The organism is Fusobacterium massiliense, from assembly GCF_900095705.1.
Lineage (GTDB): Bacteria > Fusobacteriota > Fusobacteriia > Fusobacteriales > Fusobacteriaceae > Fusobacterium > Fusobacterium massiliense.
In genome coordinates this window covers 188,089-211,413 of the sequence record NZ_LT608327.1, presented here as the reverse complement: position 1 = coordinate 211,413, position 23,325 = coordinate 188,089, and the positions used below count along the sequence as shown (strand labels likewise).

Below are 23,325 nucleotides of genomic sequence, written 5' to 3'. Positions count from 1 at the left end.
TATATACTACTCCTTTTAATTTTCTTTAAAATCTAACATTTAGCTCTAAATAATAATTTCTTTCTGGTGCTGGAAGTCCTTCCAAACTTGTTTCTCTTAAATTATATTTTTTTGAAAATAAATTTTTAGCTCCAATTTTTATATTCGAATAATTATCTGGTTTAAATTGGAAACCTCCATCAACTGTTCCATGAGCAGGAATAGTATGCTTTATAATTTTATCATCTTGATTTAAATCTTCATTTTCTCTTAATTCTCTAGTTTCTTGTTTAGAGATATACGTATAATTTAGATATCCTGATAATCTTTGTGTGAAATCAACCTTTACTCCTAAAGTAGCTTTCAATCTTGGAACCATAGGAACTCTGTCCCCTCTTTCTATTTTAGCTTCCTCATTAGCTATCAAAACTTTTGTTTTTACTAAAGTTAAAGATTGATTAAATCTAAATTTTCCATAGTGTTGCTCTGCTTCAAATTCTAATCCCATCCTTCTTGTTTTTCCTATATTTCTATATTTCCATCTATTAACTGCCGGATTGGTTACTCCTGAGCTTATAAGTGTTATTTCATCTTTAGTATCAGTTAAGAAAAGAGATGTGCTTATTGTTGAACCTAATATATAATCTCTAAAACCTACTTCTGCTGTATTTGTTCTTTCTGCTTGTAAATTATTATCAACATATTTAGATGCAACATTTACTACAGGTGGAATTATAATTCCAGCATCAGGATTTTTTAATGTTGTATCATGTACTTTATCAGTCAATTGATTTCCAAAAGGTGTAACAAAACCTTTTTCAAATCTAGTAAAAACTCTTCCAGTATCATTATATTTATATAGTAAACCAAACTCTCCAGAATAATTAGTTAATCTTCTATCAGTATTGATTTCTTTAATTTTAGGATCTACATAAGGCATAACATTAGGTCCATTTTTTCTATAACCATTATATTTAGTTTTTTCAAATCTAATTCCTGTCGTCCAATCTAACTTATCTGTCAGTCCCATTTTATCAAAAACATATATTCCTTGAGATTCTTTTTCCATTTTCATATTAACTTTATTTATAACTGGTAGCCTATTCGATTGATCTAAAACAGTATCCATATAACCATTATTATATGTTTTTAAAGTTTCAGATTTTACATAAGAATCTCTAAAATTTTTAGCTTTTTGATAATCATAACCAACAATTACCTCACCAGGATTTCCCAAAAATGTATAATCATACTTAGCTTTAATTTTTGCACCTTGTTTATCTTCTTTAAACTTAGCTTCCATTTCTGACTTTACATCATAAAAATTCATTTCAGTTTTTGCCCACGTATGACTCCTATCTGAAGCTACTATATTTATATCATCAATACTTTCTGTACTTATATTTCTATCTTGTTTTTGTTTATACAAACTAGTTGATAAAACTAAGTTATCTAATGGTCTAGCTTCATAATCAAAAGTATAGCTTCTATCTTTTGTGTTTAAGTCTAAACTAAGTCCTGGTTGTTTTCTATTATTTTCTAATTCTTTAATAGCAACTTGGTTAGTTCCATCTTGTTTTATATCACTAAATCTAGTCTGTAATCTAAATCTATTTTTAGGATTTATTTTATAGTCAAAACCTAATAAATAAATCTTATTTTCTTTTTCTTCGTGTTCTCTATAATCTTCACTATTAAGATAACTAAATCCATAGTTTACATATAAATTTTTATTAAAATTATATCCACCAGCAAAACCAAAGTTTCTATTATCAAAAGATCCATAATTTAAATCCATGAAGAAATTATCTTTTGTAACATTTGAATTTGTTGAGATATTAATTACTCCTCCAACAGATCCACTACCATATAGAGTAGCTCCTCCACCTGGTATAATTTCTATTTTCTTTATTGTTTCAACAGGAATTGCATTTATAGGTAAGCTTGCCATTGTTTCTTCTGTCGGATTAATACTAATTCCATCAACTAAAACTTTGACTCTACTTAAAGATTTTTCTCCACTACCTCTCATATCTATTCTAGGTCCAAAAGCAGTGTTTTGAACTATTACTCCTGGAGAATCTCTCAATATTTCTTCTACATTCTTATAATTTTTTTCTCTTATTTTTTCTTGAGTAATAGTAAAAGTATTTTTAATCTCTTTTGGAATTAAAGTGTAATTTGAACTTTTCCCATTCCCTTTTATTACTGATTTCTCTAGTTTTATTGTATCTTCTGCAAGAGTTTGAATTGCTGATAAAATACTTAGTATTATCAATAATTTTTTCATTATTATATCCCCTTTCAAATTTTGTATATTACAATAATTTTAATAATCAAAATAATAATAAATAGAATTATTTTATTTGTCAAGAATTTTTTTATTTTTTTTTTATTTTTTATGTTCTATTTCAGAATAAAACTATTCTAAATCAGTTAACTATTCTTTTTATTAAAGTCTATTTATCTTTATATTTTCTTATAAAATAAATAAAGTCTCTTGATATTCTACGAGCTTAATGAACACAGGCTCTTCAAACTAATACGGACGTCAGAGACTAATTTTTACTTTTATTTTATACTTTCCTATATAATAAAATAACTCTTTGCTAAATAAATTTTGTCTAAAAATCTATTTAGCAAAGAGTTATTTATAAATTCTAATCAATTCAATTTTTTTTACATCTTTTAGCTAATAATCTCATCTAAAATAGCAAGAGCTGTTATAGCCTCTACAACAGGTAGAACTCTTGGCACTATACAAGAATCATGTCTTCCTTTTATCTCTATACTATCTTCTTTCATTGTTTTTATATTTACAGTTTTTTGAATTTTAGAAATTGATGATGTTGGTTTTACAACAACTGTAAAATTCAAAGGCATTCCTGTTGACAAACCTCCTAAAATTCCACCATTATTATTCGTTTCAGTTTTTATTTCTTTTTTTTCATTCAAATAATATAAGTCATTAGCTTTTGAACCTAAAATATCTGAAAATTCAAATCCTAAACCAAAAGCTATTCCTTTTATAGCAGGTATAGAGAAGGCTAAATGTGAAATTTTACTTTCTAAACTATCAAAAAAAGGACTTCCTAGACCAGTAGGAAGATTTAAACAAGTACATTCTATTTCTCCTCCAACAGAATCTCCCATTTGGCTTATTTTTTCTAATAATTCTTTAGCTTCATTTTCTTTTTTTTCATCTATAAAAGGTAAATCTTTTTCTTTTAAATTTTTAAATTTATTTAAAATATCATCTTCAGAAAATTCTAAAAAACTTTTATCCTTGATATCCAGTATTTTTTTTATATGAGAATATATTTTAATATTTTTTCTCTCTAAAATATCTATTGCAATAGCTCCTGCAAAAGCTAAAGCCAAAGTTATTCTTCCAGAAAAATGTCCTCCTCCGCTTACATCATTATATCCATTAAATTTTACTCCAGCTGGATAATCAGAATGCCCAGGTCTTAATAGATATTTTAAATTATCATAATCTTTTCCTATTGTATTTGAATTTTCAAAAATTGTACATAAAGGTGCTCCAGTTGTATAGCCATCTTTATATCCACTTAATATTATAAATTCATCTTTTTCTTTTCTTGAAGTAGTATACTTATTTTTCCCTGCTTTTCTTCTTTCTAAAAAAAGATTTATTTTTTGAAAATCTAGTTCTATTCCAGCTGGTAAACCATCTATAGTAATCCCTATGGCTTTTCCATGAGATTCTCCAAATATAGATAATTTTATTCTATTTCCCCAAATATTCATTCAACTTTACCCCCCAAGCTAAGAAAAACTTCCCAAAAATTTGGATAAGATTTTTTTACACAATCTAAATTATCTAATTTTATTTTTTTTCTATAATAAAAAGTAGTTATAGCTAACATCATTGCTATTCTGTGATCCGAATGTGAAGATACTTCAATTATTTCTTTATCTATATTTTCTAAATTATTACCTATTTTAGAATTAATGATTATACTCTCTTCTTTTTCTATCAAATCATACCCTAGTTTTGACAATTCTGTAACTACTGCTCTCAATCTATCACTTTCTTTTATTCTTAATCTTCCAATATTAATTATCTCTATTTCTTTTTTTGAAGCAATAGCTTTTAAGGTTAAAATTGGAATTATATCAGGAGTATCTCCTCCGTCTATAATAAGTCTTTCATCTCTATTCCATTCATCTATAGTTGAAATTAGCTGAATTATTTTTTTATCTCCTTGAAGAGAATTTAAATTCAAATTTTTTATTTTTATATTTGCTCCAATAGAATTGGCAATTATAAAAAAAGCGGCTTGTGAATAATCTGCTTCTATACTATGAGATATTTTTTTATATTCTTGTCCACCTTTAATTAAAAACTCTTCATAATTTTTATTTTCAATTTTTACCCCAAAATCTTTAAGACAATCTAATGTCATATCCACATAAGATTTAGATTCTAAATTTCCTTCAATTAGAATTTTAGAATCTTTTTTTAATAAAGGTAAGGAAAATAAAAGTCCTGTTACAAATTGAGAGCTTATATTTCCAGCAATTTTATATACTCCATTTTTTAAATTTCCTTTAAAGCTTATAGTATTTTCACTTTCATATTCATAAGTTATTTCTTTTTCTTTAAAATTAAAAAAATAAGGCTCTAATGGTCTTTTTAAAAGTTTTCCTTTTCCTTTAAAAATAACTTCATTTCCATTTATTAAAGAAATAGGTATTAAAAATCTCAATGTTGAGCCTGATTCATTACAATCTATTATTATTTTTTTATTTTTTTCTAAATTTAAAAATGTACTAGTTCCGTCAATTAAAAGACTATTTTCTTCTTCTGTTATTTTTGCTCCTAGTTCTTTCATAGCAATTATTGTTGCCTTAATATCATCAGAATAAGCTACATTTTCAATTCTAGATATACCTTTTGCTAGAGAAGCTCCAATTATATACCTATGTAATATACTTTTAGAGGGTGGGGGAATAACTTCCCCCTGCAATTTACTAGCACTTATAAATTTATTTTCCATAAGTTTCCTCTCAATTTTTACTTTATTATTTGAAATTTATCCCCTAAAATGCTTTTTACAACAAGTATAAATCTTTCTATTCTATTCATATATAAAGGGATTATAACTTGTTTTTTATCTTTAGTTATCATATCAATAACTGTAATAATCTTTTTTCCAAACTTCATTTCTTTTAATTCGGCACTTTCAACATTTTCAAATAATAAGTCTAATTTTCCACTTTTTATCCTAGCAATTTCAGTATCAATCGATATAGAATAAGAAAATATATTTTTAAATTGTTTAAAGCCTATAAATGAAAATATAATAGCAAAAAGCAGTAAATACCACTTATGAAAAAGCGTATATGAGTATGCTTGAAAAATTCCTATTGCTATCAACGGTAAAGCTATACCATATCCAGATATTTTTTTTGACATATTTAAGGTAAATTTTTCTACCTTTTTTATATCTGTTAAACTTTGACTTTCTATTTTTTTTATTAATTCTTCATAGAATAACATTCAATTCTCCTATTTTACCAAATGACTTATTTTTTCATCTTTAAAATCTAAATTATGTATAGAGTTAATATATCTAACGGTCTTTGACAATCCTCTTACAACTAAAGTTTGAGTTCTAGCAATATTTCCTTTTCTTTTTACCCCTTCTAATAAATCTCCACCTGTTATACCAGTCGCTGAGAAAATTATTTCATCATCTTTTGCTAAATCATCAAGTTTTAAAATATCTCCAACATGAAGCCCTTGTTCTTCACATCTTAATTTTTCAAATTTAGATATTTTATCATTTTCTATAGAGTTTCCTTTAACTTCATTTCTTAATTTTAATCTAGCTTGCATATCTCCACCTAATGCTCTTATAACAGCAGCAGAAATAACTCCTTCTGGAGCTCCTCCTATCCCATAAAGCATATCAACATCTGAGTCTATCATACAAGTTAAAATTGAACCTGCTACATCTCCATCAGGTAATGCATATACTTTAACTCCCATTTCTTGTAAATCTTTTATTAATTCTTTATGTCTTGGTTTATCTAAAATAACTATCATTAGATCTTTTAAATCTTTTTTTAATGCTTTAGCTACTGCATGAATATTATCTTCCAAAGGTTTTGATAAATCAATAACTCCTTTAGCTTCAGGACCAACAATTAATTTTTCCATATACATATCTGGAGCTTTTAAAAAACTTCCTTTTTTCCCAACTGCTAAAACTGTTATAGCATTAGGTTGCCCTTGAGCAGTCATTCTTGTTCCCTCAACTGGATCTACTGCTATATCAACTGGGTCTACTTGTGTAACATTGTCTTTTTCTTCTGGATTATATATCATTCCAACTTTTTCTCCTATATATAGCATAGGAGCTTCATCTATTTCTCCTTCTCCAATGACAATTTCTCCATCAATAGCAAGTCTATTAAGCATAGTTCTCATAGCATCAACCCCTGCTTGATCGGCAGATTCTTTTTTACCTCTACCAACCCATTTATGAGCTGCTAATGCTGCTGCTTCAGTTACTCTTGCAAACTCCAAAGCTAATTCTCTTTTCATTTTTCTTCTACCTCCACATCTTTTTTATTATCTTTTTCAACATATTTATATATTACTTCATTTTCCTTAACCATTTTTAACATATTTCTAGCTAATTTTTCTTTTTCAAAATCATTATCTAAGGCCTTTATTCTATCATCATAAATTGCTATTTTATTTTTCGTTTCTTCTATTTTCTTATTTACACGAACTATTTCTTCCTCAATATTTGCTTTTTTTGAAATATTTTTTGAAATTTGAAAATACACTTTTACACTATAAGCAAAAATTGCAAAAATAACTACAACCCATAAAAAATTTTTTTTAATATCAGTTTTCATTTTCATTTCCTTATCTAGCCTGAGCTAATTCTTTTTTTAATGTAGCTAATTTTTTAGCTATCATTCTTTTTGCCATAGGAGATATCCTTTCAATAAATAATACTCCATTTAGATGATCATATTCATGTTGCATAACTATTGCTAAGAAATTCTCTGCTACTTCTTCAATTTCTTCTCCATTTTCATTTAAGTATTTTACAGATATTTTTTTAGGTCTTGATACTTTTTTAAAAATTCCTGGCACACTCAAACAACCTTCTTCATAGTCTTGAGTTTCTTCTGTCAAAGGAACTATAACAGGATTTATAACTTTTCTCACAACTCCTGTCCCATCATCACAAACAAATATTCTCTTACTAACACCTATTTGAGGGGCAGCTAATCCTATTCCATCTGTTTTATACATAGTTTCTACCATGTCATCTAAAAATTTTCTAAATTCATCGTTTATTTCATTTTTTTCTACTTCTTTAGCAACTTGTTTTAAAACATCTTCTCCTATTTTTTTAATTTCATAGACCATAATTTTTCCTTTCTTACATCAAATTAATTGAATCTATATCTACTACCATTCTAACTTTTATATCATTATATACTCTTATAATTTTTCTTAATACTGTTTTTATTTTTTCAATATCTTCTTTCTTGCCTTTTATAAAAATATTTACTCTAAATCTTTTTTTTACCTTATATACCAAACTTGGTAAAGGTCCATTAATATATAAATTAAGTTCTGAACTTTCTTTTTTTATCTGATTCAAAATATTATTTGAAATTTCCCATAATCTTTGTTCATCTTCTGAAGAAAAACCAACATTTATTATTTTACTAAATGGTGGATAGGAAAATATCTTTCTAGATTTTATTTCCTTTTCATAAAAAAGTCCATAATTTTCTTCACGACTATCTTTTATTATTGTATTTTCTGGTTCAAAAGACTGAATAATGACCTTTCCCTTTTTTAAACCTCTACCTGCTCTTCCTGAAACTTGGGTTAATAATTGAAAAGTTTTTTCTCCTGAACGAAAATCTGGAAAATTTAAAGTTGTATCTGAGTTTATCACTCCAACTAAAGTTACATCTGGAAAATGTAACCCTTTAGTTATTATCTGTGTACCTATCAAAATACTATATTTCTTATTTAAAAAATCTTCATATAAATTTTGAAAATAATTTTTACTCTTAGATAAATCAGCATCAGCTTTTATTATAGGAACATTAAAATATTTTTTTAACTCATCTTCTATTCTTTCAATACCTTTTCCACTATGTACCAAATCTTCACTTCCACATTTTGAGCATTTCCCATTGTATTTTTTATGTTTTCCACAATAGTTACACTTATATTGATTTATACTACTATAATAACTCATTTTTATTGAACAATCAGGACATTCTTCGACATAACCACATTTTTTACATTGAATATATGTTGAATAGCCTTTTCTATTCAAAAACAAAATTACTTGCTCATTTTTTAATAAAGTATTCTTTATTTCATTTAAAAGTTTTTTACTAAAAAAAGTATTATCCTCTTTTTTCATATCAACAACTTCTATGTCAGGCATTACAGAATTTCCATGTCTTTTATTTATCTCTAATAACTCATATATACCTGTTTTAGCATAATAAAAACTTTCTATTGATGGAGTAGCTGAACCTAATATTAATTTACATTTTTCTATAAGGCATCTCTTTATTGCAACATATTTTGCATTATATCTTGGATTACTATCTTGTTTATAAGTTCCTTCATGCTCTTCATCTAATATGATATACTTCAAATTTTTTACCGGAGAAAATATTGCAGATCTAACTCCTAAAACTATCTTCTTCTCTCCTTTGTATATTGCTTCCCATTCTTTAGCTCTATCATTATCCCTCAGAGAACTATGTAAAATTGCTATATTATTTTTAAATTCATTCCTGAATCTATTCATCATTTGAGGAGTTAATGATATTTCAGGTACTAAAAATATACTTCCTTCTCCATTAAAAAAGGCATTTTTTATAAGCTCTAAATAAACTTCTGTTTTCCCTGAACCTGTAACACCTTTTAATAGAAAATACCTATTATCACTTTTTTCTATTTTTTCTTTTACAAGTAGTTGTTCCCCAGTAAGTATAGTTTCAGTCTTGTTGATTTTTGATAATTTCTCTTCTTCTAGATTTTTTTTATTTGAAATATTTGTAATTACTTCTAAAATTCTTTTTTCCTCTAATTTTTTTATATCTTTTCTTGAAAAAATTTTTTCTATTTTTTCTTTTTTGACTGACAATTTTTTTTCATAATACTTGAATATTTCTAAGTTTTTTCCTTCCAATTTATAAAAATTTTGAACATCTATTGAAACAATTCCATTCTTTAATTTTAAAATTTTTTCTTCTATTAATTCTTTAAATAAAACTACTTTAAATTTTGCTCTTGCAGTTTTTTCTGTCATATCTCCTAAAGATAAAATATAAGTGACAATCTCGTTTTCAATAAACTCTAGCTTTTCTCTTAAGACTTGAAAGTTAAGTTGATAACTATTTGAATAACTTATTTTTACTTTTTTAGGTAAAATGGCACTAATAACAGAGTCATAACTAGCTAAATAATAACTAACTAACCACTCTATTAATTCCAACTGCTTCATAGATAATTTTACAGAGTTTTTCATTTTCGATAAAATATTTAAAACTTTAAAATCAAAGTTTTTATTTTCATTTTTTCTTATCAAAAATCCACTTTTTTTTGTATTTCTAAATGGTACTATTACATTATCTCCAAGCGCATATTCATCTTTTTCATCTAAATACGTGTATAAATCTTTTATCCCATCTACATATACATCAAAATATTGCATATTTTCTCCCAAAAATTACTCTAAAATAATTTTTATCTTCCTAATATTATCTAAGTTTTCTCCTTTTTTAGGTAATTGTTCTTTCACGAGACCTATTCCAACTACTTCGATATCAATATTCGTATCTTTAAAAAGAGCTAAAACTTCTTGTGGACTCATTCCCTCTAAATCAGGCATAACATCTTCATAACTTACAGCTGTAATATCTCTTGTATTACTTAATTTATTTTCTTTTGAAAAATTTATTTTTGAAATATTTTTTCCAAAATTTTCTTCTTGTTTTATTATTCTACCTATAACATTACCTACAACTGGTGCAGCAACCACACCCCCGAATTTATTTGCCATGACTTCCGACTGAGGTCTCATAAACATAGCCATTACAACATATTTAGGGTCATCTGCTGGGAAGAATCCTATAAATGAAGATAAATATTCTTGTTTTAAATAACCTGTTTTTCCTCCACTTAGCTGTGCGGTACCTGTTTTTCCTCCAACAGCATATCCTTCAACTTTAGCTCTTCTCCCTGTTCCATTCGCAACAGTATCTTCCAAAATACTTCTCATTTTTTTAGAAACATCTTCAGACACAACTCTTCTGACTTTAGTTGGGATATTTCTCATTATTACATTTCCATCAGAATCTGTTATATTATCAACAATATAAGGCTTATAAAGTATTCCACCATTTACAACAGCTGAAAACGCAGTTATCATTTGAATAGGAGTAACAACTACACCTTGTCCGAATGCCATATTATTTTTCTTTAAACCATCCCATTTATCATATGGTAAAGTATATGGTTTTAATTCATTAGGAAAATCTACTCCTGTCTTATTATACAAGCCAAAATCTTTCAAATATTTTTCAAAAAGTTCATTACTAAAATAATCACTTATAAGAACCATTCCAACGTTACTTGACTTCATTATAACTTCTCTAGCTGTGATAACTCCCCTTGTAGATCTACTACTTTCTCTAATAGTTCTTTTAAATCTTACTATTCTTCCGTCTCCTACATCAAACTTACTTTCAGGAGTTATAAAATTTTCATTCATTGCTGCTGCAACTATAAGAGGTTTAAAAATTGATCCCGGTTCGTACTGACTTTGAAAAAGGTTGTTTCTTAATAAGTTTGTGTCCTTAGAAAAAGCTGATAGAGCTAATATTTTACCACTATTTGGATCCATTATAACGCCATAAGCTTCATAAGCATTTGTTGCTTCAAATTGTGTTTTTATCTCTTCATTTAAAATATAGTTAAGATTGGTATTTATAGTCAAATGTAAATCTTTTCCATCTAAATTTAAATACAATACATCTTTGGATAATGCCAATGTATTTTTCTTATTAAGACCATAGAGTTTTGAAATAGCTCTTCTTCTTTCTACTAAATATTTTTCATAACCTTTTTCAAGACCTGAAACCCCTATTTTCTGTGAATTACTATTTTCAGTCATTCCGTATATTCCAATTAATTTTTCATATTCTTTTTTTTGAAAATATACTCTATCTATTAATTTTTCAAACATTAAATGCGTTCTATATTTCTTTTTCTTTCCATTAGTTTCTTTATGAAGCTCTGTTAATAAGGCATCTATTTTTTCTTTCTTTTCATCATCTATATTTTTTAGTAAGACTTTATATCTAATATTCTTTTCAGCTAAATCTTTTATTTCTTCTTCAACATTTGGATTTAACTCTATTATACCACTTTCTTTTATAGCAGTAATATCCTTTAAAAGATTATCTCTAACTTTATCATCATTCAATAAAGAAGGATCAACTATTAAAGTATACAATCTTTTATTAAAAGCCATTTTTTTACCATTGCTATCATAAATAATTCCTCTTTGTCCTGTTTCTCTATCTGTACTTAGCAATTGTTTATTCATCAGATTTGTGTATTTTTCAACATCAAAAAACTGTATCTTAATAAGTCTTAATACGTAGATAAGAAAACATACAAAAATTATCATTATCAATATAGCTTTTCTTTTGGAAAAAAGACTTTTTTCTTTATCAAAACTTTTTACTACAAGATAAAATATATAACTTATAAAAGATATGGCTAGGACTGAAAAAAATAAAAAATATCTTTTTTGTAAAAATAGCACTACAGCTACTACTAAAATTACTAAAAAAATTAGTAATTTTTGAATTAAAGAATTTCCTTTTTTTTTATTCTTTTTTTTCACTTTTTTCCTCCATATTTATAAGATCCATTAAATTCCCTTTAAAGTTATTATTCTTTATTCTATTTTCTATTGTATCACTTTTTTCATCTTCATTTTCTAAAAAATATATACTTTCTCCTATATTTGCAACAAAATTATATATTTCTTCTAAAGATACATTTTCAATATTTTTTTGAATTGAATAAGATTTTTCATCGTAATCTTGTGTACTAACTATATATTTCCCTTTTATTAATTCTTCTAAAAGACTTTCAATAATAACTGGGGAAGTCTTTATTACTTTTTTTAGATCATCTATAGTTGCTAAAGGCATATTTTTAACATATCTATAAGATATTTCTTGTAATATTTTTAATACAATATACAATTTTGAATTAAAATTAGTTACCAATTCCTCATTCTCTAAGTTTAAATCAAAACTCATATTTTCAAGTAAATAAGATAAATGTACTCCCAAAATAATTAAAAACCAACAGACTCTTATCCATATTAAAAATATGAATACTACAGAAAAACTTCCATATATAGCATTATATTTTATTAAACTAAACTGAAGTAAAACAAATAATCTTTGAAAAATCATAAATGCTATAGATATAATAATAGCTGAGAAAAAAGCCGAAAAAATCTTTACATTTGTATTTGGCATAACTAGATATAAAGACATTAGGAAGACAGTTAAGCTTACTAAAGGTAATGCATTTGAGACTACATAATAAAGTATTTTTATTCCTTGAACTTTTGATAAAAGAAATAATAACACTCCATTTAAAATAATAAACAATAAAGGAATAAAAATAAAAAATGATATATAATCACTTATTTTTCTAATTAAAGTTCTAGATTTTTTTATATGCCAAATGTCATTAAAAGCTTCTTCTATCAATGAAAACATTTGTAAGAATGTCCAGCCTAAAAATATAAAGCCTACTCCTGCTAATAATCCTCCTCTAGCATTATCTAATAAATTATACGAAAATGTTTCTAAAGTATAAAGAGCCTCATTTTTTATTGGTGAAACCTTATCTATTTGTCTTACTATATAGTCTCCTGCTCCAAACCAATTAGCTAAACTAAATAAAATAGCAAAAATAGGAACTATTGCTAATATAGTATAAAAAGATAGAGAAGTTACCCAAAAAGTAGAATTTGCTCCCTTATACTTTTCATAAGCTCTTTTTAAAATTTCCATTATATTTTTTGTATCAATTTTAAAATTTAAACTTTCAAGATATTTTTTCATTCTTTTTCCTCTTTAATTATATTATTTTTTTATAAAATTATCTTTAAAGTAATTCATATCAATAGAATCTATCTCTGAAAATGTCATAGGTGTTATTATATAATCTCCTATTCTTACCATTTTTGTTTCATTCTTTGAATTAGTATAATAAAAAGGATCACTACTTGTGTCTAGTGCTTTTAATATTTTTTTATCTACTTTTACTGCCTTATATTCTTTTCCATCAAATGTATAACTTTGTGCTTTAGATAATTGAGGTAAAACTTTTTCCATTATATAAAACTCTGAAAACTTTTCAGTTGCACTAGCTATAGTTGATATTAAAGCTAACATTATTAAAACTTTTTTCATTTTTACTCTCCTATCTTTTATTATAAACTTTTAATGCTTCTTCTAAAACTTTCATTGCTTTTTCTATATCTTCTTCTCCTACACAAAACGAAAGTCTTACTTCTTGTTTTCCTAAACCTTCAGTTTCATAGAAACCTTCCCCTGGAGCCATCATAACAGTTGAATTTTCATATCTAAAATCTGTTAATAACCATTTACAAAATTCTTCCGTACTATCAACTGGTAATTTAGCAAAAGCATAAATTGCTCCATTAGGTGCCGAACAAGTAACTCCTTCTATTTTATTTAAAGAATTAACTATAATATCCCTTCTTCTGTTATAAATATCTTTAATTTCTTTAAAGTACTCTTTCGGTTCTTTCATTAAACTAGCTACTGCATATTGTTCTACAGTTGGTGCAGCAAGTCTAGCTTGACAAAACTTCATAACATAATTCATAAATGTTTTATTTTTTGAAATTAAAAAACCAACTCTAGCACCACAAGCACTATAATGTTTTGAAACACTGTCTATAACTACAATATTTTCTTTTGCTTCAAAATCTAAAACTGAATAGAATTTTAAATTATCGTCATATATAAATTCTCTATATGGCTCATCTGCTATTATAAATAAATCATTTTCAACAGCAATTTCTATAAGCATTTCTACTTCTTCTTTTGTGTAAACCTTTCCTGTTGGATTACAAGGATTTGAGTATAATATTGCTTTTGTCTTAGGAGATATTAATTTAACTATTTCACTTTTACTTGGAAGTGCAAAATCATTAACTATATTTGTTGGTATTGGTTTTATTACTCCTCCTGCAAAATCAATAAAACTTTTATAATTCGAATAAAAAGGTTCTGGAATTAAAATCTCATCTCCTTCATTACAAATTGCTGAAACTACAAATGTCAAAGCTTCACTTCCACCTTGAGTTACAATTACATCTTCTCTATTTAAGATATGTCCATCTCTAGCATAAACTTCAACTACTCTATCAAGCAATTCAGAAACTCCTCTTGAATCTGCATATCTTATAACTTCATCATTTATATTATTTAAACCTTCAAAAAAAGATTTTGGTGTCTTTATATTAGGTTGCCCTATATTTAAACGATAGACTTTTACTCCTTTTTTTTCAGCTTCTGTTGCTAAAGGAACCAATTTCCTTACAGCTGAATATTTCATTTTTTCTACTCTATCTGAATATTTCACTTTACCCTCCACATTTAAAAAAACTTTTGTATCTTGTAATTATATAATATTTTAGCAATATATGCTAGTATTTTATTTGATTTTTATCTAATTTTTATCTTCTATAAATAAAATAACAAATAAAATCCATCAACATTTGTTTGAGTTTTATAAGCTCAATGAACACACGCTCTTCGGACTAATACGAATATCAGAGACCAATTTTGTACTGACCTCAAAAAGTTGGATATATTAACTTACTAATAAGGATTGACTTCTGTGTGAATTTTATTATAAGTTCTATGATGGATATGAAGAAATAGAAAATTTAGCAAAAAATTGTTAGAAATAATTTTTTTGCTAAAATAATTAATAGTATACTTAAGTTATTTAAATAATACTACTAGTAATAAAATGAAAAAAGAAATATCAAAAAGACTACTAATTGCAATTAGTAGTCTTTTTATTTCACACCTGTTTATTTTTATCTATCAAAATCTTTATCTTTATTCTTTTGGACAGAATTAAAAATATTAGAATGTTCTTTAATATCTTTAAAATTGTTTATTCTATCTATAATAAAGTTTCTTTCAAATTTTAGAGATTTAATTTCATCTCTATCTTCGCCTCTTTTTTGCATACCATCTATTAAATTATTCCATCTTTCTCTGTATTCTTCAATCTCATTTAACTTCCATTCACTATTAAATTCTTGATTAATAATTTCTTTAGGGCTAATATCAAGAGTTTCTTTTAAATTATATAAACACTCATTATCTCTATTAAATAATCTAATATTATCAAATTTTCCTGACTTATATAAGACATCTAAATTATCAGGAATATTATTAACAACTAAATCATGATGTTCTTTAGGAGTCATTCTAGGAGTCTTCCCTCTTTTTAGCATTGTCTCATATCTTTCTAAAGTCCCTAATCTTGATTTCTCAGGTTTAACAGCTACAACACACAATTCAACTTCATAACCTACTTTTTTAAATCTAGTCGCTTCTTTTAAAGGTAGTTCAGCAGTTCTTAAAGTTCCCTCAATGATTAAATTATATTTATTATCTTTTAGTTCTTTTATAAGTTTTTCTGTCATCTCTCCAGCCCATTGTTGAGTATGTTTGGAAGCTTCTTTACCATATTTCTTATTCAATTCTTTAAATAAAGGGTGATATTCTCTAAAATCATCCCCACTTATTGATATATATTCATTATTTATATTAATCATATTTTCTAAAGCTGTTTTTCCAGCACCTGGTTGACCTCCTAGTAAAAATACTTTTGGATTATCATTCGGTAAATAATCTTGAGTATATTTCTTTAAAATTTTTTTAAATGCAAACTCAAGTTCACTATTAGTATAATTTTTTTCTATTTCCATTATTTACCCTCCAATTCTGAAAGAAGAGATATTAAAAAATCTACTTCTATATCAAATTTTTCAACTTCTTCAAGAGTCATTTTTGGAATATCCATTGTTTTTTCCCAAACTTTTTTTTCTATTAAATTTAAAACTTCATTTTCTCCTTTTTTATTTTCAATTCTACTAATAGTCCCCATTACTCCCCAAGCACATTCTCTTGCAACTTCTTTTTTTAATGTTAAATCATACAATGTCGACATATTTGTCACTCCTTTAATTTTTTTTATTTTTATCAGACAAGTTGGCTGCTTATCTTTATTCCCCTATAATCTTTAATATCTTCTTAAATAAGCTCTCAACCTTTTCTTTTTTTGTACTGGAATATCATTCCATTTAGTTTTTACATCATATACTAAGTTATCTATATTTACTTCCTTGTAGTCTTTAATTTTTCAGGGATTTCAATAATACCCTTATTTTTAATTTCAACTAAAGTTTCTTTTATATCTTCTATGCTATGCCCTATCTCTAATGCTAATATGCTTTCAGATTCAGTTTTAGAATCTCTTATAGTTTCTTCAATCATTTCATTAGGCATATTTAAAATATTCTTTCTAGCCTCTTTATTTTATATTTTTTTAAATAAAGAAGTGGTAACAAAAATTGAAAAATATAAAAAAGAAATGGAAAAACTAAATAAAAAAGCTTTAAAACTTTTAGATAGAAGCTTAGGTGATTTTATTCCTGAAGAAACATTTAAAATAAAAAGTAGAAAGATAAAGGAGGAAATTGATACAATTAAGTCTAAACTTTATTTTATTGAAGAAAATAAAGATAAAGTTCTTACAGAAGATGAAATCATAGAAATTCTTAATAGTTTCAAAGAAAGAAATAACAAAGATATTGATACAGAAATTATTGAAACTTTTGTAAAAGATATAAAAATCTTTAAAGATAAAATTGAATTAATACTCTTCAAAGTGCAAAAAATCGGCTATTATGGCGACCCCGATGCGGATTGAACGCACGACCTACCCCTTAGGAGGGGGTTGCTCTATCCAACTGAGCTACGGGGTCATACTTTTTAAATTATACTATATTTTTTTTAATTTGTCATTAATAAAACTTATCTAAAATTAGAAAAGAGAGTTTTTTCATTTTTGTTTTTACAATTAAAAATTGCTTACAAAAATTTTAACTCTCTAAAAGTTTATATTATATTCTAAATTTATTACTATTTTTTAAAAAGAACCTTTCTTTTTCATTGATTTATATTCTCTAAAATTATTCCATCTATCATGGAACCACATCCATTGTGTTGGATTCTGTCTTATAATATCTTCCATTTTATTAATCAACAATTGAACATTTGACTGTACATCTTCTTTAAAATTTCCTGTTTTTATCATTTGAATTTCATCACTTACATATATCGTTATAGTATTATCATCGTTTAAAACATTATATACAAGCAATAATGGCATACCAAACTTTAAAGCCATTGAAACTGCTCCACTTGGTGCCTTAGTCTCTTTTCCAAAAAAATTAACTATTGCTCCTTTATCTCTGTGGTCAGAGAACAAAGCATATATTTTTCTCTCTTTTAATTTAGAAATTAATTTTTTACTTGTATGTTCATCTTTTTCTATAACTTCCATTTTAACTACTTTGCTTCTAGTTTCTGTAATATATTTATTTATATACGGATTTCTTTGCTTTTTAGCAACTGTTATTATTTCATTTTCTCCTGTTACAACAGTACTAGCTTCCATATTTCCCATATGCATTGTTGCAGCCATTACACCTTGTCCCTTTGCATAGGCATCAAAAACAGATTTTTGATTTATTATTTTATAATTTGAAGTATCTTTAAAATATTTATCAAACCATAAAGAACACAAAAAAGCTTTTATCATAATTTTAAAAGATTTTTTTGCTATTTCTTCTATTTCTGCATCTCCTTTTTCTGGAAAGGCCATCTTTAAATTTATAATAGCTGTTAATCTCCTACTTTTAATTAATTTATAAGCGACCATTCCTAAAAAATCTCCAAACTTAAATCTAGCTTTTTCTGGTAACAAAAGCAATAAAAATATAAAAAATCTAGCAATAATATATTGAATATAATACATATTAATCCTCCATTAATTTTTTAATTCTATCTCATAAATTTCATTTTAATTTTTTATTCTGTAGAAGAGTATAAAATTAAATAGCAAAATTTAGTCTCTGACGTCCGTATTAGTTCGAAGAGCCTGTGTTTATTGAGCTCGGAGAACTCATACGGCTGTCAGAAGACTTTATTTATCATAATACAACAATAATAATAATATATTTTCTAAAATTTGTCCATAATATGCTATAATATTTATTATAAAAAATGACGGAGGATTTTTATGAGAATTGGAATAATTGGTGCAATGCACGAAGAAATAATTGAATTAAAAGAAGCTATGACTGAGATTAAAGAAGTTGGAATTAAAAATTTAACTTTTTTTGAAGGGAAACTTCATTCAAAAGATGTTGTTCTTGTTCAAAGTGGAATTGGGAAAGTAAATGCTGCTATTGCAACAACACTTTTAATCTCAAATTTTAATATAGATAAAATAATTTTTACAGGAGTTGCTGGAGCTGTTAATAATGATATTTCTGTTACAGATATTGTTATTGGAACTGATTTAATAGAATCTGATATGGATGTTACTGCAGGTGGAAATTATAAGTTGGGAGATATTCCTGGTATGAAAAATTCTATTTTCAAAGCTGATCCTTATCTATTTACATTAGCAGAATCAGTTGCAATAAAACTTTTTGGTAAAAACAAAATACATACTGGAAGAATAATTAGTAGAGATGAATTTGTTGCTTCCACTGAAAAAGTAAATAAACTTAGAGAAATTTTTAATGCAGAATGTGTAGAAATGGAAGGAGCTGCTGTTGCTCATGTTTGTGAAATTATGAATGTTCCTTTTATTATTATCAGATCTATTTCCGATAAAGCCGATAATGAAGCTGGGCTTTCATTTGATGAGTTTGTAAAAATTGCAGCTAAAAATTCTAAATTAATAGTTGAGGGTATTTTATCTATTTTGAAATAAATTTAAAATATATACTTAATTCGTATTGGAGGTCAAAATGAATATCGATGCTTTACTTGAAGAATTGTACTCTTATTCTATGTTTAGTATAAGACTTGGTCTTGACAATATAAAAGAAATTTGCAAACATTTAGGAAATCCACAAAATTCCTATAAGGTTATTCATATAACTGGGACAAATGGTAAAGGTTCTACTTCTACAACAGTAGAAACAATATTATTAGAAGCTGGATTTAAGGTTGGAAAATATACTTCACCACATATACTACATTTTAATGAAAGAATAGCTTTCAACAACGAATATATTAGTAACTCTGATATTGCTAAATACTATGAAAAAGTTAAAACAATTATAAATAAATATAATATTCCTGCAACTTTTTTTGAAGTTACTACTGCTATGATGTTTGAATATTTTAAAGATGTAAAAGCTGACTATGTAATTTTAGAAGCTGGTATGGGTGGAAGATACGATGCAACTAACATATGTGATAATATTGTTTCAGTTATAACTAATGTTAGCTTAGAGCATACTGAATACTTAGGAGATACCATTTATAAAATAGCTAGAGAAAAGGCTGGTATAATAAAAAATTGTCCTTATACAATCTATGCTGATTCTAATCCAGATGTTAAAAAAGCTATTGATGCAGAAACTAACTCATCTGTAAATGTACTTGAAAAATATAAAGATGCTTATTATAATTTAGATTTTTCTAATTTTTTAACAAATATTACTATAGGGGATAATAAGTATGAATACTCTTTATTTGGAGACTACCAATTTACCAATTTTTTATGTGCCTATGAAGTCGCTAAATATTTAAAAATTTCTGAAGAAATTATTAAAAAAGCCGTATCAAAAGTTATTTGGCAATGTAGATTTGAAGTTTTTTCAAAGGAGCCTTTAGTAATTTTTGATGGTGCTCATAATGCTGCTGGTGTTGATGAACTTTGTAAAATAGTTAAACAACATTTTAAAAAAGATGATGTTAGTATACTTGTATCAATCTTAAAAGATAAAGATAGAACTACAATGTTTAAAAAATTAAATGATATTTCATCTAATATAATTTTAACATCTATCCCAGATAATCCTAGAGCATCTACAGCTAAAGAACTGTATGAATTTGTTGAAAATAAGAGAGATTTTACTTTCGAAGAAGATCCAATAAAAGCATATTCTATGGCTATATCTTCAAAAAGAAAATTAACTATATGTTGTGGTTCATTTTATATATTAATAAAATTAAAAGAAGGTTTAAATGAGTAAAGAAATAGAAAAAAAAGAAAATATTGAAAAAAAAGCTGTTAAAAAGAAAAAAAAGAAAAAAAAGAAAGTTAGTAAATTTAAAATTTTTTTGAAACTTATAAATTTTATCTCTCTTATTGCTTTTTTATTTTTTGTAAGAATTATGTATCAAAAATTTTCAAATATAAGCAAAGAAAATAATAAAGTTGTTTCTGAGAATAATACTATTATTGATAATTCTATTGAGCAAAGGCAAAAAGATTTTTTTAATGGAGAAAAAAAAGAAGTTCAAGAAACTATTTTTACAAAAAAAGTTGCTGAAAAAGCTGAAGAAGAAGCTCAGGCAGAAGCTGAATTAGTTGCTCAAAAAGAAAATGCTCCTAATGATACAGCTGATGTTACAACTGGAAAAGAAGAAATTAATACTCCATATATTGATAGTACTAATACAAATGAGAATTTAAATAAAAAGATTGAAAATAATAAAACTTCTTTTACAGAAACTCCTTCGACTGAAGTGAAAGCAGAAAACAATAAAATTAATCTTGAAAAAATAGAAAAAATAAAAGAAAAAGAAGAAAAGAAAAAAATAGAAAATAACTCAAAAGCAACTTTAGATGAGAAAAAAGTAGAAAAAACTCCTAATAAAGAAATTGAGAAAGCAGAAAATAAACCTACTAAAAAAATAAGTGAAATTTCTAAAAAAAGCTTAGAAGAGTCTAAACAGGCTATAAGAAAAGCTGTTGATGAAAGAACAAAAGTTACAAAAGATGCGATTAAAAAAGAAACTATAAAAAAAGAAAATGTTAAAGATGAAGTTATAAATATTCCTAAAAAGAAAGAAGAAGTAAAAAATAATATTGTAAAACCAATAAAAAAAGAAACTAATAGTATAAAAGAAAATGTTGAAGAAAAAAGTATTAAAATAAAAACTGAAACTATTCAACATTTAAATGATACTGAGATAAAAAGAAAGTTAAATAATGAAATTAAAGAGATTGAGGGAACATATAATCTATAATAACTTTAATATTTCTTTTGTATAGTAGGAGGAGATATGCAAACTTATACAACTATTAGAGAGATTGTAAAGGCTTTAAATTTAGAGATTTTAAATGAAGGTAATTTAGATTTAAAAATTGAAATTCCTAATCTTTATCAAATAGGCTATGAATTGGTTGGTTTTATTGATAAAGAAAGTGATGAATTAAATAAATATATAAATGTTTGTAGTTTAAAAGAATCAAGATTTATTGCAACTTTTTCAAAAGAAAAAAAAGATGAGATTTTATCACAATATATGTCTTTAACTTTTCCAGCTTTAATTTTTTCTAAAGATGCAATAGTTTCAGAAGAATTTTTTTATTATGCTCAAAAGTATAATAAAAACATGCTAATAAGTAATGAAAAAGCTTCTGTTACAATAAGAAAATTGAAATTTTTTCTTTCAAAAGCACTCTCAATAGAAGAAGAATATGATGATTTTTCTTTAATGGAAATCCATGGAGTCGGAGTTTTAATTTCTGGATATCCCGATGCTAGAAAAGGTGTTATGATCGAACTTATTGAAAGAGGACACAGAATGATAACTGATAAAAATATTATCATTCGTCGTGTTGGAGAAAATGATTTGGTTGGTTATAATGCCAAAAAAAGAGAAGAAATTGGGCATTTTTACTTAGAAGATATCAAAGGTGGAGAAATAGATGTTACTGATCACTTCGGTGTAAAATCTACAAGAAAAGAAAAGAAAATAAATATACTCATTGAGCTAGAAGAATGGAATGAAAAAAAATTCTACGATAGACTTGGTCTTGATGTTGAATATGAAAATTTTGTTGGAGAAAAAATACAAAAATATGTTATTCCTGTTAGAAAAGGAAGAAATTTAGCTGTTATTATAGAGACAGCTGCTCTTACTTTTAGACTTAGAAGAATGGGACTTAATACTCCTTTAGAATTCTTAACAAAATCTCAAGAAATTATTGATAAAAAAAAGAAAGAGAGAGATAAAAATATGGATACTAATAGATTACCAGTAAGAAAGTTGATAAATGAATTTGACTTAGAAGTTAAAAATGGAATTAATAAAATTGAAAATACTTTTATTAGTTCATCTAATGTGTATAGACCTTCTCTTTCTCTAATTGGTTTCTTTGATTTAATTGAGGAAGTTAAAAATATAGGTATTCAAATCTTTTCAAAAATTGAATTTAGATTTTTAGAGAGTTTACCTGAAGATGAAAGAATTATTAATTTAAAGAAATTTTTAACATATGATATTCCTTTAATTGTATTAACAGAAGATGCTAATCCACCTAAATATTTTTATGATTTAGTTAAAGAAAGTGGACATATATTAGCTGTTGCTCCATATAAAAAAGCATCTCAAATAATTGCAAATTTTAACAACTTTTTGGATTCATATTTTTCTGAAAGCATAAGTGTTCATGGAGTTTTTGTTGAACTATTCGGTTTTGGGGTTTTGTTAACTGGAAAAAGTGGAATAGGAAAAAGTGAAACTGCTCTTGAACTTATACATAGAGGTCATCGTCTTATTGCAGATGATATGGTAAAATTTTCTCGGGATACTCAAGGAGATATAATAGGTAAACCTGCTACACTACCATTTTATATGGAAATTAGAGGACTTGGGATAATTGATATAAAAACATTATATGGTCTTAGTGCTGTAAGAATTTCTAAAAGACTTGATATGATTATAGAAATGCAAGCTATTGATAACACTGCATATATGTCTGCTCCATCTACTCACCTATGTGAAGATATTTTAGGAAAATCAATAAAGAAAAGAAAATTAGAAGTTTCTTCTGGTAGAAATGCTGCCGCAATGGTTGAAGTTATGGTTATGGACTATATGTCTAGTTTATTGGGGCAAAAATAAGGA

At 25.9% G+C, this 23,325-nt stretch carries 20 protein-coding genes, 1 tRNA gene and 1 pseudogene; 5 read left to right on the top strand and 17 right to left on the bottom strand.

Going from position 1 to position 23,325, the window contains the following annotated elements; translation table 11 throughout:
- Positions 1–25 precede the first annotated feature (25 nt).
- The 15 genes and pseudogenes from BQ2505_RS05485 to BQ2505_RS08720 all read right to left on the bottom strand — a co-directional run bounded on the left by BQ2505_RS05485 (position 26) and on the right by BQ2505_RS08720 (position 16,665).
- Positions 26–2,269 (bottom strand): TonB-dependent receptor, encoded by a 2,244-nt coding sequence (locus BQ2505_RS05485; RefSeq protein WP_074016769.1) that lies wholly within the window; start codon positions 2,267–2,269, stop codon positions 26–28.
- A gap of 398 nt (positions 2,270–2,667) precedes the next feature.
- Complete coding sequence (gene aroC, locus BQ2505_RS05480; protein WP_074016768.1) at positions 2,668–3,750, bottom strand: chorismate synthase; 1,083 nt, start codon at positions 3,748–3,750, stop codon at positions 2,668–2,670.
- Positions 3,731–5,003: pseudogene (gene aroA / locus BQ2505_RS05475) on the bottom strand (3-phosphoshikimate 1-carboxyvinyltransferase). Before aroA ends, aroC begins: the two are co-directional and overlap by 20 nt.
- Positions 5,004–5,020: 17 nt before the next feature.
- On the bottom strand, positions 5,021–5,506 hold the full coding sequence (locus tag BQ2505_RS05470; protein ID WP_074016766.1) for a hypothetical protein: 486 nt from the start codon (positions 5,504–5,506) through the stop codon (positions 5,021–5,023).
- Between the two features lie 9 nt (positions 5,507–5,515).
- The gene (gene glpX / locus BQ2505_RS05465; RefSeq protein WP_074016765.1) at positions 5,516–6,556 is read right to left on the bottom strand and encodes a class II fructose-bisphosphatase; all 1,041 of its coding nucleotides are present in this window, start codon (positions 6,554–6,556) and stop codon (positions 5,516–5,518) included.
- Positions 6,553–6,864, bottom strand: a complete 312-nt coding sequence (locus tag BQ2505_RS05460; RefSeq protein WP_187367086.1) for an FtsB family cell division protein — start codon at positions 6,862–6,864, stop codon at positions 6,553–6,555. Before BQ2505_RS05460 ends, glpX begins: the two co-directional genes overlap by 4 nt.
- A 22-nt stretch (positions 6,865–6,886) precedes the next feature.
- On the bottom strand, positions 6,887–7,399 hold the full coding sequence (gene def, locus BQ2505_RS05455) for a peptide deformylase (RefSeq protein ID WP_074016763.1): 513 nt from the start codon (positions 7,397–7,399) through the stop codon (positions 6,887–6,889).
- Positions 7,400–7,412: 13 nt separating this feature from the next.
- Positions 7,413–9,725, bottom strand: a complete 2,313-nt coding sequence (gene priA / locus BQ2505_RS05450; protein ID WP_074016762.1) for a replication restart helicase PriA — start codon at positions 9,723–9,725, stop codon at positions 7,413–7,415.
- A 15-nt stretch (positions 9,726–9,740) separates the two neighbouring features.
- Positions 9,741–11,924, bottom strand: coding sequence for a penicillin-binding protein (locus tag BQ2505_RS05445; RefSeq protein WP_074016761.1), 2,184 nt, complete (start codon positions 11,922–11,924; stop codon positions 9,741–9,743).
- A complete protein-coding gene (locus BQ2505_RS05440) occupies positions 11,908–13,167 on the bottom strand; it encodes a YihY/virulence factor BrkB family protein (RefSeq protein WP_074016760.1) in 1,260 nt (419 codons plus the stop codon). Before BQ2505_RS05440 ends, BQ2505_RS05445 begins: the two co-directional genes overlap by 17 nt.
- A 21-nt stretch (positions 13,168–13,188) precedes the next feature.
- Positions 13,189–13,518 carry a hypothetical protein gene (locus BQ2505_RS05435; protein WP_074016759.1) on the bottom strand — a complete coding sequence of 110 codons (330 nt, stop codon included), beginning with the start codon at positions 13,516–13,518 and terminating at the stop codon, positions 13,189–13,191.
- A gap of 10 nt (positions 13,519–13,528) precedes the next feature.
- Positions 13,529–14,719 carry a pyridoxal phosphate-dependent aminotransferase gene (locus BQ2505_RS05430; RefSeq protein ID WP_074016758.1) on the bottom strand — a complete coding sequence of 397 codons (1,191 nt, stop codon included), beginning with the start codon at positions 14,717–14,719 and terminating at the stop codon, positions 13,529–13,531.
- Between the two features lie 463 nt (positions 14,720–15,182).
- The gene (locus BQ2505_RS05425; RefSeq protein ID WP_074017333.1) at positions 15,183–16,079 is read right to left on the bottom strand and encodes a zeta toxin family protein; all 897 of its coding nucleotides are present in this window, start codon (positions 16,077–16,079) and stop codon (positions 15,183–15,185) included.
- A 5-nt stretch (positions 16,080–16,084) separates the two neighbouring features.
- Positions 16,085–16,327: a hypothetical protein gene (locus BQ2505_RS05420; RefSeq protein ID WP_074016757.1), complete on the bottom strand. Its 243-nt coding sequence runs from the start codon at positions 16,325–16,327 to the stop codon at positions 16,085–16,087.
- A gap of 167 nt (positions 16,328–16,494) precedes the next feature.
- The gene (locus BQ2505_RS08720; RefSeq protein WP_154662206.1) at positions 16,495–16,665 is read right to left on the bottom strand and encodes a hypothetical protein; all 171 of its coding nucleotides are present in this window, start codon (positions 16,663–16,665) and stop codon (positions 16,495–16,497) included.
- Between the two features lie 52 nt (positions 16,666–16,717).
- On the opposite strand from BQ2505_RS08720, the gene BQ2505_RS05415 reads away from it, so the two are divergent.
- Positions 16,718–17,089, top strand: a complete 372-nt coding sequence (locus BQ2505_RS05415) for a hypothetical protein (protein WP_074016756.1) — start codon at positions 16,718–16,720, stop codon at positions 17,087–17,089.
- On the opposite strand, the gene BQ2505_RS05410 is transcribed toward BQ2505_RS05415, so the two are convergent.
- Together BQ2505_RS05410 and BQ2505_RS05405 are read right to left on the bottom strand one after the other, a co-directional pair.
- A tRNA-Arg gene (locus BQ2505_RS05410) sits at positions 17,068–17,144 on the bottom strand. The genes BQ2505_RS05415 and BQ2505_RS05410 overlap by 22 nt on opposite strands.
- 164 nt (positions 17,145–17,308) lie before the next feature.
- Positions 17,309–18,199, bottom strand: coding sequence for a lysophospholipid acyltransferase family protein (locus BQ2505_RS05405; protein WP_074016755.1), 891 nt, complete (start codon positions 18,197–18,199; stop codon positions 17,309–17,311).
- Positions 18,200–18,463: 264 nt separating this feature from the next.
- Here BQ2505_RS05405 and BQ2505_RS05400 point away from each other — a divergent pair, with 264 nt between their 5' ends.
- From BQ2505_RS05400 to hprK, 4 genes are read left to right on the top strand one after another with little or no spacing between them, the layout of a single operon-like run.
- Positions 18,464–19,165 (top strand): 5'-methylthioadenosine/adenosylhomocysteine nucleosidase, encoded by a 702-nt coding sequence (locus BQ2505_RS05400; protein WP_074016754.1) that lies wholly within the window; start codon positions 18,464–18,466, stop codon positions 19,163–19,165.
- A 37-nt stretch (positions 19,166–19,202) separates the two neighbouring features.
- A complete protein-coding gene (locus tag BQ2505_RS05395; RefSeq protein WP_074016753.1) occupies positions 19,203–20,438 on the top strand; it encodes a bifunctional folylpolyglutamate synthase/dihydrofolate synthase in 1,236 nt (411 codons plus the stop codon).
- On the top strand, positions 20,431–21,438 hold the full coding sequence (locus tag BQ2505_RS08690) for a hypothetical protein (RefSeq protein ID WP_143403570.1): 1,008 nt from the start codon (positions 20,431–20,433) through the stop codon (positions 21,436–21,438). The genes BQ2505_RS05395 and BQ2505_RS08690 overlap by 8 nt, the downstream gene beginning before the upstream one ends.
- A gap of 36 nt (positions 21,439–21,474) precedes the next feature.
- Positions 21,475–23,322 carry an HPr(Ser) kinase/phosphatase gene (hprK, locus tag BQ2505_RS05385; protein ID WP_074016752.1) on the top strand — a complete coding sequence of 616 codons (1,848 nt, stop codon included), beginning with the start codon at positions 21,475–21,477 and terminating at the stop codon, positions 23,320–23,322.
- The last annotated feature ends 3 nt before the right edge of the window (positions 23,323–23,325 follow it).